Source organism: Mariniflexile litorale, from assembly GCF_031128465.2.
Classification (GTDB): domain Bacteria; phylum Bacteroidota; class Bacteroidia; order Flavobacteriales; family Flavobacteriaceae; genus Mariniflexile; species Mariniflexile litorale.
In genome coordinates, this window is record NZ_CP155618.1 from 919,153 (window position 1) to 934,092 (window position 14,940).

General features: G+C 32.3%; 14 protein-coding genes. 11 read left to right on the top strand and 3 right to left on the bottom strand.

Annotated features, from left to right (window positions below):
* The first annotated feature begins 28 nt into the window (after positions 1-28).
* The 3 genes from lipA to QLS71_RS03680 are packed head-to-tail and all read left to right on the top strand — an operon-like array spanning position 29 to position 4,194.
* Positions 29-910: a lipoyl synthase gene (gene lipA, locus QLS71_RS03670; protein WP_308990562.1), complete on the top strand. Its 882-nt coding sequence runs from the start codon at positions 29-31 to the stop codon at positions 908-910.
* A 2-nt stretch (positions 911-912) separates the two neighbouring features.
* Positions 913-1,911, top strand: a complete 999-nt coding sequence (gap, locus tag QLS71_RS03675) for a type I glyceraldehyde-3-phosphate dehydrogenase (protein WP_308990563.1) — start codon at positions 913-915, stop codon at positions 1,909-1,911.
* A 45-nt stretch (positions 1,912-1,956) separates the two neighbouring features.
* On the top strand, positions 1,957-4,194 hold the full coding sequence (locus QLS71_RS03680) for an ATP-binding protein (RefSeq protein WP_308990564.1): 2,238 nt from the start codon (positions 1,957-1,959) through the stop codon (positions 4,192-4,194).
* Here the strand turns inward: QLS71_RS03680 and lpxK are convergent.
* Positions 4,191-5,195: a tetraacyldisaccharide 4'-kinase gene (gene lpxK, locus QLS71_RS03685; RefSeq protein WP_308990565.1), complete on the bottom strand. Its 1,005-nt coding sequence runs from the start codon at positions 5,193-5,195 to the stop codon at positions 4,191-4,193. The two genes, QLS71_RS03680 and lpxK, sit on opposite strands and share 4 nt — an antisense overlap.
* A 137-nt stretch (positions 5,196-5,332) precedes the next feature.
* Here lpxK and QLS71_RS03690 point away from each other — a divergent pair, with 137 nt between their 5' ends.
* From QLS71_RS03690 to QLS71_RS03705, 4 genes are all read left to right on the top strand, one after another.
* Positions 5,333-6,427 carry a Nif3-like dinuclear metal center hexameric protein gene (locus QLS71_RS03690; protein ID WP_308990566.1) on the top strand — a complete coding sequence of 365 codons (1,095 nt, stop codon included), beginning with the start codon at positions 5,333-5,335 and terminating at the stop codon, positions 6,425-6,427.
* A 3-nt stretch (positions 6,428-6,430) separates the two neighbouring features.
* Positions 6,431-7,213: a C4-type zinc ribbon domain-containing protein gene (locus QLS71_RS03695; RefSeq protein WP_308990567.1), complete on the top strand. Its 783-nt coding sequence runs from the start codon at positions 6,431-6,433 to the stop codon at positions 7,211-7,213.
* 118 nt (positions 7,214-7,331) lie between these two features.
* Positions 7,332-7,988, top strand: coding sequence for a peptide-methionine (S)-S-oxide reductase MsrA (gene msrA, locus QLS71_RS03700; RefSeq protein WP_308990568.1), 657 nt, complete (start codon positions 7,332-7,334; stop codon positions 7,986-7,988).
* A gap of 50 nt (positions 7,989-8,038) precedes the next feature.
* The gene (locus QLS71_RS03705; RefSeq protein WP_308990569.1) at positions 8,039-8,686 is read left to right on the top strand and encodes a hypothetical protein; all 648 of its coding nucleotides are present in this window, start codon (positions 8,039-8,041) and stop codon (positions 8,684-8,686) included.
* 128 nt (positions 8,687-8,814) lie between these two features.
* Here the strand turns inward: QLS71_RS03705 and QLS71_RS03710 are convergent, their stop codons facing one another.
* On the bottom strand, positions 8,815-9,234 hold the full coding sequence (locus QLS71_RS03710) for a (4Fe-4S)-binding protein (protein ID WP_308990570.1): 420 nt from the start codon (positions 9,232-9,234) through the stop codon (positions 8,815-8,817).
* A 59-nt stretch (positions 9,235-9,293) separates the two neighbouring features.
* The gene (locus QLS71_RS03715) at positions 9,294-10,682 is read right to left on the bottom strand and encodes an ATP-binding protein (RefSeq protein ID WP_308990571.1); all 1,389 of its coding nucleotides are present in this window, start codon (positions 10,680-10,682) and stop codon (positions 9,294-9,296) included.
* A gap of 141 nt (positions 10,683-10,823) precedes the next feature.
* On the opposite strand from QLS71_RS03715, the gene kynU reads away from it, so the two are divergent.
* The 4 genes from kynU to QLS71_RS03735 all read left to right on the top strand — a co-directional run bounded on the left by kynU (position 10,824) and on the right by QLS71_RS03735 (position 14,936).
* The gene (gene kynU, locus QLS71_RS03720; RefSeq protein WP_308990801.1) at positions 10,824-12,095 is read left to right on the top strand and encodes a kynureninase; all 1,272 of its coding nucleotides are present in this window, start codon (positions 10,824-10,826) and stop codon (positions 12,093-12,095) included.
* Positions 12,088-13,485, top strand: a complete 1,398-nt coding sequence (locus QLS71_RS03725; protein WP_308990572.1) for an NAD(P)/FAD-dependent oxidoreductase — start codon at positions 12,088-12,090, stop codon at positions 13,483-13,485. The genes kynU and QLS71_RS03725 overlap by 8 nt, the downstream gene beginning before the upstream one ends.
* 9 nt (positions 13,486-13,494) lie before the next feature.
* Positions 13,495-14,277: an SDR family oxidoreductase gene (locus QLS71_RS03730; RefSeq protein ID WP_308990573.1), complete on the top strand. Its 783-nt coding sequence runs from the start codon at positions 13,495-13,497 to the stop codon at positions 14,275-14,277.
* A gap of 134 nt (positions 14,278-14,411) precedes the next feature.
* The gene (locus QLS71_RS03735; RefSeq protein WP_308990574.1) at positions 14,412-14,936 is read left to right on the top strand and encodes a 3-hydroxyanthranilate 3,4-dioxygenase; all 525 of its coding nucleotides are present in this window, start codon (positions 14,412-14,414) and stop codon (positions 14,934-14,936) included.
* Positions 14,937-14,940 lie beyond the last annotated feature (4 nt).

The following is a 14,940-nucleotide window of genomic DNA, read 5'->3' on the forward strand; positions in this document are numbered from 1 at the left end:
GTATCTTTGTGCTTTATTTTTTAAAGACATGGATTCAGAAACCGTTTCAAATATTTTACCAGAAGAACGTCAAGCTAAACCCAAATGGTTGCGTGTAAAACTTCCAACAGGAAAAAAGTACACTGAACTTAGAGGATTGGTTGATAAATACAAACTTAATACTATTTGTACTTCTGGAAGTTGCCCAAATATGGGTGAATGTTGGGGAGAAGGCACCGCCACCTTTATGATTTTAGGGAATGTATGTACCCGTTCTTGTGGGTTTTGTGGTGTAAAAACTGGCAGACCAGAAACTGTAGATTGGGATGAACCCGAAAAAGTAGCCCGTTCTATAAAAATCATGAATATTAAACACGCTGTTTTAACCAGTGTGGATAGAGACGATTTAAAGGATATGGGAAGTATTATGTGGGAGGAAACAGTAAAAGCTGTTAGAAGAATGAACCCTGAGACCACTTTAGAAACTCTTATTCCAGACTTCCAAGGTATTGAACAACATATTAATAGAATTATTGATGTAGCTCCAGAGGTAGTATCTCACAATATTGAAACTGTTAGACGTTTAACGCGTGAAGTACGCATTCAAGCACAATACGACAGAAGCATGGGTGTTTTAAAATATTTAAAACAACAAGGACAACGACGTACCAAATCGGGCATTATGCTTGGTTTGGGTGAAACCCGTGAAGAAGTAATTCAAACGCTTCTTGATTTAAAAGATAACGATGTAGATGTTGTAACTATTGGTCAATACCTACAACCAAGTAAAAAACACTTACCCGTTAAGCAATTTATAAATCCTGACCAGTTTAAAGAATATGAAGAAATTGGTTTAGAATTAGGCTTTCGCCATGTAGAAAGTAGTGCCTTAGTACGTTCTTCATACAAAGCTCAAAAACACATCAATTAGTTATGATTAATATAGCTATCAATGGATTTGGTAGAATAGGTAGACGTGTATTTAGACTGCTACAAGATTACAAAGACATTCAGGTTGTTGCTATAAATGATTTAGCCGATGCTAAAACTTTAAGCCACCTACTCAAGTATGATAGTGTTCATGGCGGTTTCAACGGCGTTGTTTCGCATGACACTATCAACATATTTGTTAATGATAAAAAGGTGACACTTTTAAATCACAAACATCCAAAAGATATTAATTGGAAACCTTTTGAAATTGATTTTGTAATTGAAGCTACTGGTAAGTTTAAAACTAAATCCGATTTACAAAACCATATAACTAATGGCGCAAATTGTGTTATTTTAAGTGTACCTCCACTTGAAGACGATATAAAAACCATTGTAATGGGCGTAAACGACGATAGTGTTGATGGTACAGAAACCATTATTTCCAACGCCTCGTGTACTACTAACAATGCTGCTCCGATGATTGATGTTATTAATAGACTTTGTGGTATAAACCAAGCATACATTACAACGGTTCACTCCTACACCACAGACCAAAGTTTACATGACCAACCTCATAGAGATTTACGTAGATCGCGTGCTGCAAGTCAGTCAATAGTCCCTACGACTACTGGAGCAGCAAAAGCGTTAACCAAAATTTTTCCTGAACTTTCTAATGTTATAGGCGGATGTGGGATTAGAGTTCCTGTTATAAATGGTTCTTTAACCGATATCACTTTTAATGTAAAAAAAAATGTATCTATAGAAACCATAAATAATGCGTTTAAAGAAGCTGCTACCAATCAATATAAAGGTATTATAGAATATACTGAAGATCCTATCGTTTCTATTGACATAGTGGGCAATACGCATTCTTGTATTTTCGATTCGGATATGACATCGGTTATAGGAACTATGGTTAAAATAATTGGTTGGTACGATAACGAAACTGGCTATTCCAAAAGAATAATCGATTTAGTGTGTAATTTATCGAAGAAAAAGTAGGTTTTGTCGATAAAATAATTATATTTGCTTGTAATATTTATTTAAATGTCAAAAATCAGAAACTATATTTATATTGCATTAATGCTCTTAAGCATGACGGTTTTCTCTCAAAAAAATATAGATGATGACCCTGAATTGCTTCAAAATAGCATTGACTATCACATTTCGCAATCACAAACCGAGTTGGAAAATTTCAACTACTTCAAAGCACAAAAAAATCTAGATGAAGCCTTAGGTTTAGCCGAACAATCTACCAACAAAAAAAGTATAGGCATTATTTATGCCATTAAAGGTAGACTCCAACTTAGTATAGATGAAAGTGATAAAGCTATAAAATCGCTTACAAAAGCTATAGAAGTACAACGCTTAATTAATGACAACAAAAACTTAGGAAGTTCTTATAAAATATTTGGTGATGTTTACGTTGCCAAAAAAGATTACAATCAAGCTCTGGATTATTACCGGTCTGCGAAGTCTAAATTTGAAGAAGAATCGTTAACCGCTGAATTGGCAGATGTTCTCTTGTGTGAAGGTAAAACATACCTCAAGTTAAAAAACTATAAAAACGCCAGAGATATTATAGAGCAATCTTTAGCCTTAGCAAAAAAAGAAGATTTATTAAAAACACAAAGCGAGGCTTTAATAGCGCATAGTTTAGTGCATACTAAATTAAATAATAATGAAAAAGCCTTAGCCTATGCACTTGAAGGTGTTAAACTGGCAAGTAATAATAAATACACAAGTGTTCTTAACAATGGTTATTTGGCTCTAAGTAATATTTATAATAATACCCAAGACTATAAATCATCAAGAGATTATTTAAATGCTTATGTTCAACTTTCAGATTCTCTAGCTAATTTAAAGCGTGCTAATTCTTCAAAAGACCAAGAAACACAGTACCTTTTAAATGATGCTTTAGAGAAGAACAATGAAATGTTTGAAAAATTAGAGAAAGCGGAAGACGATAATAGTTTAAGCACATTAATCTCTATTTTAAGTGTAGCCTTAATTACCATTTTATCTTTATTAACGTTATCACTTTACAAAAACAATAACATCAGGCTTAAAACGAATAATATGCTTCATAAAAAAAATGGAGAACTTATTATTGCCAAAGAAAAAGCAGAACTAGCATCAAAAACCAAAGCAAACTTCCTGTCTACGGTAACACATGAGTTAAGAACTCCATTATATGCCGTAACTGGTTTAAGCAATATGTTACTGGAAGAAAACCCAAGACCAGAGCAAATTCAGCATTTAAAATCGTTGAAATTTTCGGGCGATTATTTATTGACCTTTATTAACGATATTCTTCAAATTAACAAAATTGAAGCTAACAAAGTAGATATAGAACCAGAACCATTCAATCTAAAAAAGAAAATAAACAATATTATTTTAGCTTTAAATAATTCGGCTCAAGATAATAATATTAAAATTCATTTAGATTTCGATAAAAATTTACCTGAAAACTTTATAGCCGACCAACTTAAAATCTCTCAAATACTTATAAACTTAATAGGAAACTCCATCAAGTTTACTAATGATGGTGATATCTGGATTCGAATTTATAAAATTGAGGAACATGGTAAAATATATACTTTACGTTTTGAGGTTGAAGATAATGGGATTGGTATAAATCAAGAAAAGCAAGACAATATGTTTGAAAGCTTTTCCCAAGGCTCTATCCAAATTAACCGAAAATATGGAGGTACAGGTTTAGGCCTTTCTATCGTAAAAGGTTTAATTGATATATTAAAAGGAAAAATTTACGTAAAAAGCACACTTGAAAAGGGCACCACTTTCTATTTTGAAATCCCTTTAGAGTATACTTCCATCGAAGAAGCTAAAGAAATCACAACCACATATTTTAGTGGTAATGCAAGTGATTTAGATTTAACAAATGTTAAAATTCTGGTTGTTGAAGACAACAAAATTAATCAAATGATTACTAAAAAGATTTTAACTAAAATGTCTCTTAAATGTGATATTGTAGATAATGGCGAAGATGCTGTTGATATGATAAAAGCTGATAAGTACGATATTGTTTTAATGGATATTCATATGCCAGGTATTAGCGGTATTGAAGCTACTAAAATTGTGAGATCCTTTGATACTGAACAAATTATTTTTGCCTTAACAGCAGTTACAATTGAAGATAAAATGCATGAATTTGAAGAAGCTGGTTTTACGGATATTATCCCAAAACCATTTAAACAAGAAGAGTTTGAGAAAAAACTTTACAATGCATTAGCTTCAAAAAACATTAGTTCTGCAACAATTTAAGAGGTTATAAAATCTTTGATAAGTTTATTTATATCCTGCTCGTTATTAATAGTAACAGTAATAGGTAAATAAAATAATTTATTCTTTAAACTATCATATTGTTTCAATCGCATAAAGTCTTTTTCTGTAGTTATAATAAGTTCTTTTTTTTCTAACGCAAGTATATCCTCTTCTGTGAATTCATGATGGTCTTTAAAGTTTAAATGCTCAAATTGCAATCTTTTTTCATTTAAAAATTCAACTAAAGGATTTGCATTCGCTATACCTGTCACCAAAGTGAAATTAGTTACGGTATCTAAACTTATTTTATTTTCTGAAGAAATAATATAATTTGAATAATTTATCGAACTAAAAAAAACATGTTGAAAGCTTTCGGGTGCAATGCTTATTAAAAATTTACTTTTTTCTTCATCACTTAAATTAATAGGACATTTGGTAACTACAATAATATCGGCACGTTTTGCACCTTTTCTGGGTTCTCGCAAATTGCCTGTTGGTAAAACATAATCTAAAAAATACGGATTATTATAAGTGGTAAGTAAAATATTCATGCCAGCCTTTACTTTTCTATGTTGAAAAGCATCATCTAATAAAACAACATCTGGAGCATTATCAAGTTCTCTTAATTGATTTATACCATGTGTTCTGTCAGCATCAACTGCTACCAAAATTTCACTTTTAAACTTGTTATAAAATTGAAATGGTTCATCACCAATAGATTCTACGGTAGAAAATTTGTTTGCTAACTGAAAGCCTTTGGTTTTTCGTTTATAACCACGACTTAAGGTTGCCACTTTATAATCCTTTTTCAACAAACCAATTAAATACTCAATCATTGGCGTTTTTCCTGTTCCCCCAACACTTAAATTTCCAACACAAATAATGGGAAAATTATACGATGTCGATTTTTTTAGACCCAAATCGTACAAGCTATTACGTAAACTGGTTACCGCATAATATACAGGCATAAAAGGAAAGGATATATTTCTAATTAATTTCATGTGTTTCTATTTATTCCTTTTCAATAATCACATACAACATCCATATAATCATTCTTCTGGCAGATTGAATTTTTAAGTTGTAGATGTTTCATCTTAGCGAAAATAATATTTTATCTTTGATACAAACAAATTTATTCATGATTGTTCAAGACGTCATTAATCATTTAGAAAAATTAGCGCCTTTAGCTTATGCTGAAGATTTTGATAACGTAGGGCTTTTAGTCGGCAATAAAAACACTAAAATAACAGGTATTCTAGTTACTTTAGATACACTTGAAGCCGTTGTAGATGAAGCCATCAACGAAAAATGCAACCTCATTGTAAGCTTCCACCCCATTATTTTTAAAGGTTTAAAAAAACTAACAGGTAAAAATTATGTAGAGCGCGTGGTAATGAAAGCGATAAAGCACGACATTGCTATTTTCAGCATGCACACTGCGTTAGATAATGCTATTCAAGGTGTAAACGACATGATTTGCAATACCCTAGGATTAACAAAGAAACGCATCCTTATTCCGCAAAGCGGGACTATAAAAAAACTAACCACTTTTGTTCCAACAGATGAAGCCGAACAACTTAGAACGGCTTTATTTAACTCTGGCGCCGGTTCTATTGGTAATTATTCTAATTGTAGTTTTAATGTAGAAGGTTACGGCACTTTTAATGGTAATGAAAACGCCACCCCCTCAAAAGGCAACAAAGGTGTTTTGCATACGGAAGCTGAAACCAAAATTACCATCACCTTCCCAAAACATTTAGAAACAGAAATCCTTCAAACTTTATTTAAAACACATTCTTATGAAGAAGTGGCATATGAGATAACTACTTTAGAGAATAAAAATCAGCATATTGGTATAGGTATGGTTGGCGAATTAGACGATTCTTTGAGCGAATTGGACTTCTTAAATTTTTTAAAAGATAAAATGAACACTAAATGCATTCGACATTCGGTACTTTTAAATAAGAAAATAAAAAAAATAGCCGTGTTAGGTGGTTCGGGAAGTTTTGGTATAGAAGCTGCCAAAGCAGCTGGCGCTGATGTTTTTATAACTGCCGATTTAAAATATCACGATTTTTTTACCGCCGAAAACAACATTCTTTTAGCCGATATAGGACATTATGAAAGCGAACAATTCACAAAAAACCTTTTAGTAGCATATCTTATTAAAAAAATTACTAATTTTGCAATCATTTTATCGAAGACAAATACAAATCCTGTTAAGTATTTTTAAAATATGGCTAAAACTAAAGAATTAACTGTTGAAGAGCGTTTAAGAGCGTTATACGATTTACAACTTATCGATTCTCGTATAGACGAAATAAGAAATGTTCGTGGAGAACTTCCATTAGAAGTACGCGATTTAGAAGATGAAGTTGCTGGACTAAACATCAGATTAGAAAAATTAGTTTCAAGTTTAGAAGTAATCGATAATGACATCGTTTCTAAAAAGAATCAAATTGAAGAGTCTAAGTCTTTGATTAAAAAGTATAGCGAACAACAAAAAAATGTTAGAAATAACAGAGAATTCAATTCTTTAACTAAGGAAGTTGAATTTCAAGAGTTAGAAATGGAATTAGCTGAAAAGCACATTAAAGAATTTAAAGTACAAATCGAACAGAAAAAAGTTGTTATTTCTGAAACCAAAGAGCGTTTAAAAGAGCGTGAAAATCACTTAAAACACAAAAAAAGTGAATTGGATGCTATTTTAGCCGAAACAGAAAAAGAAGAACAAGCGTTGATTGGAAAATCTCAAGAATACCAAGAACAAATTGAAGAGCGTTTGGTATCAGCTTACAACAGAATTCGTAAAAATGTAAAAAACGGCTTAGCAGTTGTGGCTATTGAAAGAGGTGCTTCTGGAGGATCTTTCTTCACTATTCCTCCTCAAATTCAAGTTGAAATTGCAGCTCGTAAAAAAGTTATTACCGATGAGCATAGTGGTCGAATTTTAGTGGATGCACAATTAGCTGAAGAGCAAAAAGAAAAAATGGCAAAATTATTTACTAAGTTAAGTTAAGTAATTACCAACAACATAATTTAAAGCCTTCATCAACGTGAAGGCTTTTTTCATTTTATAATTTTGGTAGATTATTTTAAGGTCTTTAAAATTTATTCGTCTAATAGAAAAAACAAACATGAAAAACATCATTTTTACAGCATGCATTGTTATGTTGTTTAGCTGTCAAAACAGTGCACAAGCAAATAAAAATCAACAAGCGGTGATTAATGCAGACCCAGTAGAGGTTCCTTTAAAGAATGGAAAAGCCAAAGCTTATTTTGCAAGCGGCTGCTTTTGGTGTGTTGAAGCTATTTATGAACATGTTAAAGGTGTAGATGAAGTTATTAGCGGTTATTCTGGCGGTCATACTAAAAACCCCACTTACGAAGCTAGTAATACCGGAAAAACAGGACACGCCGAAGCTGTTGAAGTTATTTACGACCCAAGTGTAGTAAGTTTTTCAACATTAGTGGATGTGTATTTTGGATCGCAGGATCCCACACAAGGAAATGGACAAGGAAACGACAGAGGTTCGCAATACCGTTCTATCATCTTCTATCAAAATGAGTCCCAAAAACAAATCATTTTAAAAAAGAAAGAGGCGCTTAGCAAAAAATTAAACACCAAAGTAGCAGCCGAAGTGTATCCCTTCCAAGAATTTTGGATAGCAGAAGATTATCATCAAAATTACGAACGTCTTCACCCAAATAATAGCTACATTCAAAATGTATCTATTCCCAGATTTAATCGATTTAAAGCTAAATTCCCTGAATTAGTAAAAGATAAACATTAAGTTAATTTCATTTAGGTTACTTGTTTTCTATCTTTACTAAAATCTTAGTTATGAAGAAATTAATAATCTCATTTATTATTTTAATAATTAGTATCTCTTGTAAAAAAAAGGAAGAAAATAAAGGCATTGAAACAGAACTTTCAACAGCAGAAAAAATAGCAAATGCTCATGGCTTTGAAAACTGGAAAAATGTTTCTAAAATAGCTTTTAATTTTAACCAAAAAAGAAGTTGGGAATGGAACCCTAAAACTAACGTTATTACTTTAATCACTGATAATGACACCATCGTTTATAACAGAAAATCTATTGATAGTATTTCAGAAAATGCTGACAAAGGTTTTATAAATGATAAATTTTGGCTATTAATTCCGTTTCAATTGGTTTGGGATATAGGTAAAACAATTTCTGAACCTGTTAAAACTGAAGCTCCTATTAGTAAAATTGAAATGAATAAAATTACTTTACTATATTCTAATGAAGAAGGCTATACACCTGGTGATGCTTATGATATATATTATAGTGATGATTACATTATTAAAGAATGGGCTTTTAGAAAAGGTAATAAACTCGAAGCAGGACTTGTAAATACTTTTGAAAACTATCAAGATTTTAATGGCATAAAAATAGCTTTAGATCATAAAAAAGCAGAAGGCGATTGGAATCTTAAATTTACGGATGTAAAAGTAACTTTAGAATAATTTTTTTAGAAATTAAAAAATCCAATCATTGCATAAAAAACGTATATAAGGTATCGTTTTAATATTCCGCATTATGCGTCTCTATATATCCAAAGAGCTTCCACTAATTAAGTGGAAGCTCTTTATTTTTATCCAACAAATTGTTCTTTAATGTGCGTCCCGTCACAAAAAGGTTTATTGTTTGAAACCCCACACCTGCAAAAGGCCGTTGTTTTATTTTTGATTTCTTTACGACCATCTTTATGAGTTACATGAAGAGTTCCATAAACCAACAAAGGACCATTTTCCAATACTTCAACTTTGGTTTCTAAAACCTCAGCACTTTTATCAGTTTCATTATTCATATAAAAACTTAAAGCACCCGATGGACATGCTTTTACTTGCTTTATCAAAGCTTCTGTTTTTGCTTCATCAATTTTTATCCAAGGGCGTTCCCTGGGTTGAAATACCTCGGGCAACCCTTTAGCACAAATAGCAGAATGAATGCATTTTTCTGCTTCCCAAACTATGGTAACATTACCATTTGTATATTCTTTAATCTTACTCATTCTTTTAAGGTTTTAATAAGTTTAAATTATCCTTAAGTTTTTAATAAACTATAACTGTTTTAATTTTCATTAAGATTTGTTTTTATAGCAAACCAAAAAGTTGAACCAACACCCTCTCTACTTTCTAAACTTAATTCACCACCAAGTAATTCAGTATATGCTTTGGCAATAGCTAAACCTATTCCCGAACCATGCAACGCTTTTTTATTTTGAATATCAACTTGATAAAATGGGTCAAAAATATGTTTGAAATAATCTTCAGGTATGCCAATTCCTGTATCTACTATATAAAATTCTAAATAGTCATTATTATGGCTTATACATTTTAGAGCAACATGACCTCCCTTATTTGTATACTTAATAGCGTTTTTTAATAAATGTTTTAAAATTGAAGTTAATTTATCTTTATCTGAATTTATTATAGTATCATGTTCATTCATAAAATTATTGTTATTCAAAAAAAACAGCCCTTTTTCTTTTGCCAAAGGAAGCAAAGAAATGTAAATTTCGTTTATAATTTCATTTATATTAAAAGTCGTAGTATCAACACTTATTAGCCCTGCATCAATTTTTGAAACTTCAAGAATATCTGAAACGACTTGTAATAATAGTTTACCGTTAGACTCTATAATTTCAACATATTCTAAATAATCTTTTTCGCCTGTATTATATGATTTTAAAAATTCTGCACAACCTAAAATACCATACATGGGAGTTCTTATTTCGTGACTTATATTAGCTAAAAAAGCTGCCTTCAATTTATCAGACAACTCAGCTCTTTCTTTCTCTTTTAGTACATTTTTATGCTTTTCAATAAGTTCCAATTGTAATTTATTTCCCTTTAACAGGGCTCGGTGTAAATGATCTATTAAAAAGGATACAGCAAAAACAATTAGTAAATTAAATAGTATGTTATTTAATAAAATAACAAATAGTACTTCCACTTGGTACATACCAAAACTAGGTATATTTGCCAATTCAAAATAAATACATATAATTAAAAGAGCATAAAATATGGCGTTTATTAAAACCGCTTTTAAACCTTTTTCTCTACCACTATATAAGGTTATCATAATATTTAACATGAACAACAAAGTAGCTCCATTGCCTCTAAAACCTAGGTATAGAAATAAAACAAAAGACAATATAAAAATATTTATTGAAAATATTTTTTTTCTTAATCCCAAACTCATGCCTTTGTAAAAAGCAAGAAACAACAATACTAAAACCGCAAAAGTATCTATATATAAAACAAACAATTCTCCTGTGTAAATAGATAACACGGCACTTGGCACATACGACACAAGACCTAAAATATTAGTTAAAAGCAGTATAGAACCAAAGAGTTTATCTCTAAAGTAAGGCAAGCCTTCTTCTTCACTTCGCTTCGAAAACTCACTGTAATTTACATACCATTCTTGGCAACGTTCCCATAATCTTTTCAACATTAAATCTTTTTTTACATTTTGACTACACTCTAAAAATACAAAACTTTACTACATACAAAACAACAGATATATTATTCTTTACATAATATTCATAATAAGATAAATAGCTTATTTTTGTTTAAACTAGAAAATTTATTCAACTTGTTAAACTATCAATTAGGACTCGATTTTGCTTTAGAACAAGACAAAAAGGATACACTAGCGTTATATAGAAATCTTTTTCACATACCAAAAGACACGTTTGGTAACGACTGTATTTACATGACAGGTAATTCACTCGGGCTTCAACCGAAACAAACAAAATCTTACGTTAACCAAGAACTGGAAGATTGGGCAACCTTAGGTGTAGAAGGTCATTTTAATGCTAAAAACCCATGGTTAAATTACCATGAATCCTTAGGTGAACATATGGCAAAAGTGGTTGGGGCAAAACCTGTGGAAGTAGTTGTAATGAATACCTTAACAGCCAATCTTCATTTTATGATGGTTTCTTTTTACAAACCTACAAAAACACGCTATAAAATTTTAATTGAAGCAGATGCGTTTCCATCAGATAAATATGCCGTAGAATCCCAATTACGCCATCATGGATTTAACGACAAAGAAGGATTGGTTCTTTGGAAAGCCCGCAAAGGTGAAGAATTAGCTAATTACAGAGACTTAGAAGCTGTTTTAGAGACCCAAGGCAATAACATTGCATTAATATTGATTGGAGCTGTTAACTATTACACAGGACAGTATTTCGATTTAAAACGCATCACACAATTAGGACATAAACACGGATGCATAGTTGGTTTTGATTGTGCTCATGGTGCTGGCAATGTTTCACTAAATTTGCATGATTCGGGAGCTGATTTTGCCGCTTGGTGTACTTATAAATATTTAAATTCTGGACCAGGAAGTATTGCTGGCTGTTTTGTACACGAACGTCATGCATATACTAAAAACCTCAACCGCTTTACTGGTTGGTGGAGCCACAACAAAAAAACCCGGTTTAAAATGCGAGATGAATTCGACCAGTTACCAGGCGCCGAAGGTTGGCAACTCAGCAATCCACCTATTTTAGCTATGGCTGCTATTAGAGCATCGTTGGATATTTTTAATGAAGTTGGTATGGAAAAACTGACTGAAAAATCTAAAAAACTTACAGGCTATTTTGAATTTTTGCTAAAGCAATTAGACGAAGATATCATTCGAATTATTACGCCTAAGAACCCTGATGAACGCGGTTGTCAACTATCAATAGCTGTAAATAATGCCGATAAATCTTTGCACAACAAATTAACCGAAGCAGGCGTTATTTCCGATTGGCGAGAACCTAATGTGATTCGTTGTGCACCTGTTCCTTTATATAATTCGTTTCAAGATGTTTATTATTTAGTGGAACGATTGAAAAATATTTTAAGTGAATAATCAACAAAACATACTCATTATAGGTGCAGGTCTGTGTGGTTCACTCCTAGCCTTACGTTTGGGGCAACGTGGTTATAACATATCAGTTTATGAAAAACGCCCCGATTTACGTAAAGTAAATTCAGATTCTGGGCGTTCTATAAATCTGGCATTTTCAAATAGAGGTCATAAAGCCATGAAACTGGTTGGTATAGAGGATAAAGTAAAAATCTTATGCATTCCGATGAATGGTAGAATGCTTCACGATACAGAAGGGAATACCATTTTTGCCCCTTATAGCGGTCGAGAACACGAATACATCAACTCTATTTCACGCGATCAACTCAACGCTCTATTATTAAATGAGGCCGAAAAGCACAAAAATGTCAACATCTATTTCAATAGAAAATGTAAATCGGTAGATTTCGAAAAAACCACTGCACTGTTTCAAGATTACGAAACTAAACATGAATTCGTAGAAGATGCCGATGTTATCATCGCAACAGATGGTGCAGGTTCTGTAATGCGAAAAAGCTACTATTTAGGCAAAAAGTTCTTGTTTAGTTTTTCGCAAGATTATTTAACCCATGGTTATAAAGAATTATGCATTCTACCAGATAGTAATGGCAATTATAAAACCTATAAAAATGCCTTACACATTTGGGGTCGCGACGCTTTCATGCTTATTGCACTTCCCAATTTAGATGGCAGTTTTACCGTAACTCTTTTTTTAAGTTTTGACGATGGCGAATACAACTTCACGAATCTTACTACCAAAGAACGTATTTTAGAATTCTTCAATACATACTTTAAAGATGCTTTAGAATTGATGCCAAACTTGGTAGATGACTTTCTGAAAAACCCTGCATCGCCTCTTGGCACCGTGAAATGCTCACCATGGCACTATAAAGGGAACACCCTTTTAATGGGAGATGCTGCCCATGCCATTGTTCCATTTTATGGGCAAGGGATGAATGCCTCTTTTGAAGATGTTGTGGAATTCGACAAAGTTTTAGAGGTCTATAACGGCGATTGGGAAACCGTTTTTAAAACCTACGAAGCTTCTCGCAAAAAAGACACCGACGCTATTGCTGATTTAGCTATCGATAATTTTCATGAAATGAAAGGCCATGTAAACCAAGTCGTTTTTAGAGAAAAACGCAGCTTAGAAATGGCTTTAGAAAAACATTTCCCGAATGAATATGCATCCAAATATTCTTTGGTAACTTTCAATGACAACATAGGATATCGAGAAGCCATGATACGTGGTCGTGCGCAAGACAAAGCCATTTTAAATATGCTCACCAACAATCAATTAGACGTAAAAGACGATTTAAAAATCAGTTTAGACAAAATAAAGAAAGCAACCGAAACCATTCTTGAAAACGATAGAATTTCGGGATTGAAATAATAACAAAAAATGAATTTAAACCTAAAAAACAAAAATGCCTTAGTTTGTGGAAGCACACAAGGTATTGGAAAAGCAACCGCTATTGCCTTAGCAAACGAAGGTGTAAATGTTACACTAGTTGCCCGAAACAGAGATAAACTTAAACAGGTATTAGCAGAATTACCAAACAGCGAAAACCACAGTTTTATAGTGGCCGATTTTTCTAACCCCAGAGAATTGCAGGAACAAGTTATCAAGTACATTGATAAAGATCATGGATTTCATATTTTAATAAACAATACAGGCGGCCCAAGAAGTGGCGAAATTCTATCGGCTAGTTTAGATGAATTCGATAATGCTTTCACCATGCATTTAAAATGCAACCATGTTTTGGCTCAAGCTGTAATACCTTTTATGAAAGAAGAAGGCTTTGGCAGAATTATTAATGTTATTTCTACATCGGTTAAAGAACCTATTCCTGGACTTGGTGTGAGCAACACGATTAGGGGAGCTGTTGGTAATTGGAGTAAAACTTTATCGATAGAATTGGGGGCTTTTGGTATTACAGTAAATAATGTATTACCTGGATTTACAGATACCGAACGTTTAACTGAAATTATTAAAATTAAAGCAAATGCCGAAAATACTACCGTTGAAGAGATGACCGAAATAATGAAAAACTACTGTCCTGCAAAACGTTTTGCGCAACCCGAAGAAACTGCTAATGTGATTACATTTTTAGCAAGTGATTGTGCCAGTTATGTTAACGGAATTAATGTTCCTGTTGATGGTGGGCGCACAAAAAGTTTATAAGCCCATCCTAACCTTCTCTAAGGAAAATCAACTGAATTGTGTTATATTTATACATATAGAATTATTTAATCAAAAAAACTCAAATACCCCATTTTGAGTTTCTCCTTTTTTGGAGATTAAGAGGGGAATAAATTATGAGTAACCTAATTTCGCCTTTAAATTTTAAAGCTTGGATTGAAGAAAATCGTCATCTTTTAAAACCACCTGTGGGAAACAAAGTGGTATGGGAAGATGGTGAAATTATTGTAATGGTGGTTGGTGGCCCCAACAATAGAAAAGATTATCATTATAATAAAACACCCGAATTTTTTTATCAAATTGAAGGGGATATGATCCTTAAAATTATGGATGGTAACACGCCAAAAGACATTCATATAAACGAGGGAGACATTTACTTGTTACCTGCAAAAGTACCACATTCACCACAACGTGTTGCTAACACGGTCGGGTTAGTCATTGAATATCCGCGTTCTAAAAAAATGAAAGATGCCTTAGAATGGTACTGCGAAAAATGCAATAATTTACTATACAGAAAGAAATTTAAATTAGAAAATATCGAAACCGATATGCCCAAAATTTTTGATAAATTTTATAGCGATGAAGAAAAACGCACCTGTACCAAATGTACTTACGTTATGGAACCACCAAAAAAAGTTTAAATCT

Coding starts and splice junctions, on each gene's coding strand:
- lipA (WP_308990562.1), top strand. CDS start 29: ATGGATTCAGAAACCGTTTCAAATATTTTACCAGAAGAACGTCAAGCT.
- gap (WP_308990563.1), top strand. CDS start 913: ATGATTAATATAGCTATCAATGGATTTGGTAGAATAGGTAGACGTGTA.
- QLS71_RS03680 (WP_308990564.1), top strand. CDS start 1,957: ATGTCAAAAATCAGAAACTATATTTATATTGCATTAATGCTCTTAAGC.
- lpxK (WP_308990565.1), bottom strand. CDS start 5,195: ATGAAATTAATTAGAAATATATCCTTTCCTTTTATGCCTGTATATTAT.
- QLS71_RS03690 (WP_308990566.1), top strand. CDS start 5,333: ATGATTGTTCAAGACGTCATTAATCATTTAGAAAAATTAGCGCCTTTA.
- QLS71_RS03695 (WP_308990567.1), top strand. CDS start 6,431: ATGGCTAAAACTAAAGAATTAACTGTTGAAGAGCGTTTAAGAGCGTTA.
- msrA (WP_308990568.1), top strand. CDS start 7,332: ATGAAAAACATCATTTTTACAGCATGCATTGTTATGTTGTTTAGCTGT.
- QLS71_RS03705 (WP_308990569.1), top strand. CDS start 8,039: ATGAAGAAATTAATAATCTCATTTATTATTTTAATAATTAGTATCTCT.
- QLS71_RS03710 (WP_308990570.1), bottom strand. CDS start 9,234: ATGAGTAAGATTAAAGAATATACAAATGGTAATGTTACCATAGTTTGG.
- QLS71_RS03715 (WP_308990571.1), bottom strand. CDS start 10,682: ATGTTGAAAAGATTATGGGAACGTTGCCAAGAATGGTATGTAAATTAC.
- QLS71_RS03730 (WP_308990573.1), top strand. CDS start 13,495: ATGAATTTAAACCTAAAAAACAAAAATGCCTTAGTTTGTGGAAGCACA.
- QLS71_RS03735 (WP_308990574.1), top strand. CDS start 14,412: ATGAGTAACCTAATTTCGCCTTTAAATTTTAAAGCTTGGATTGAAGAA.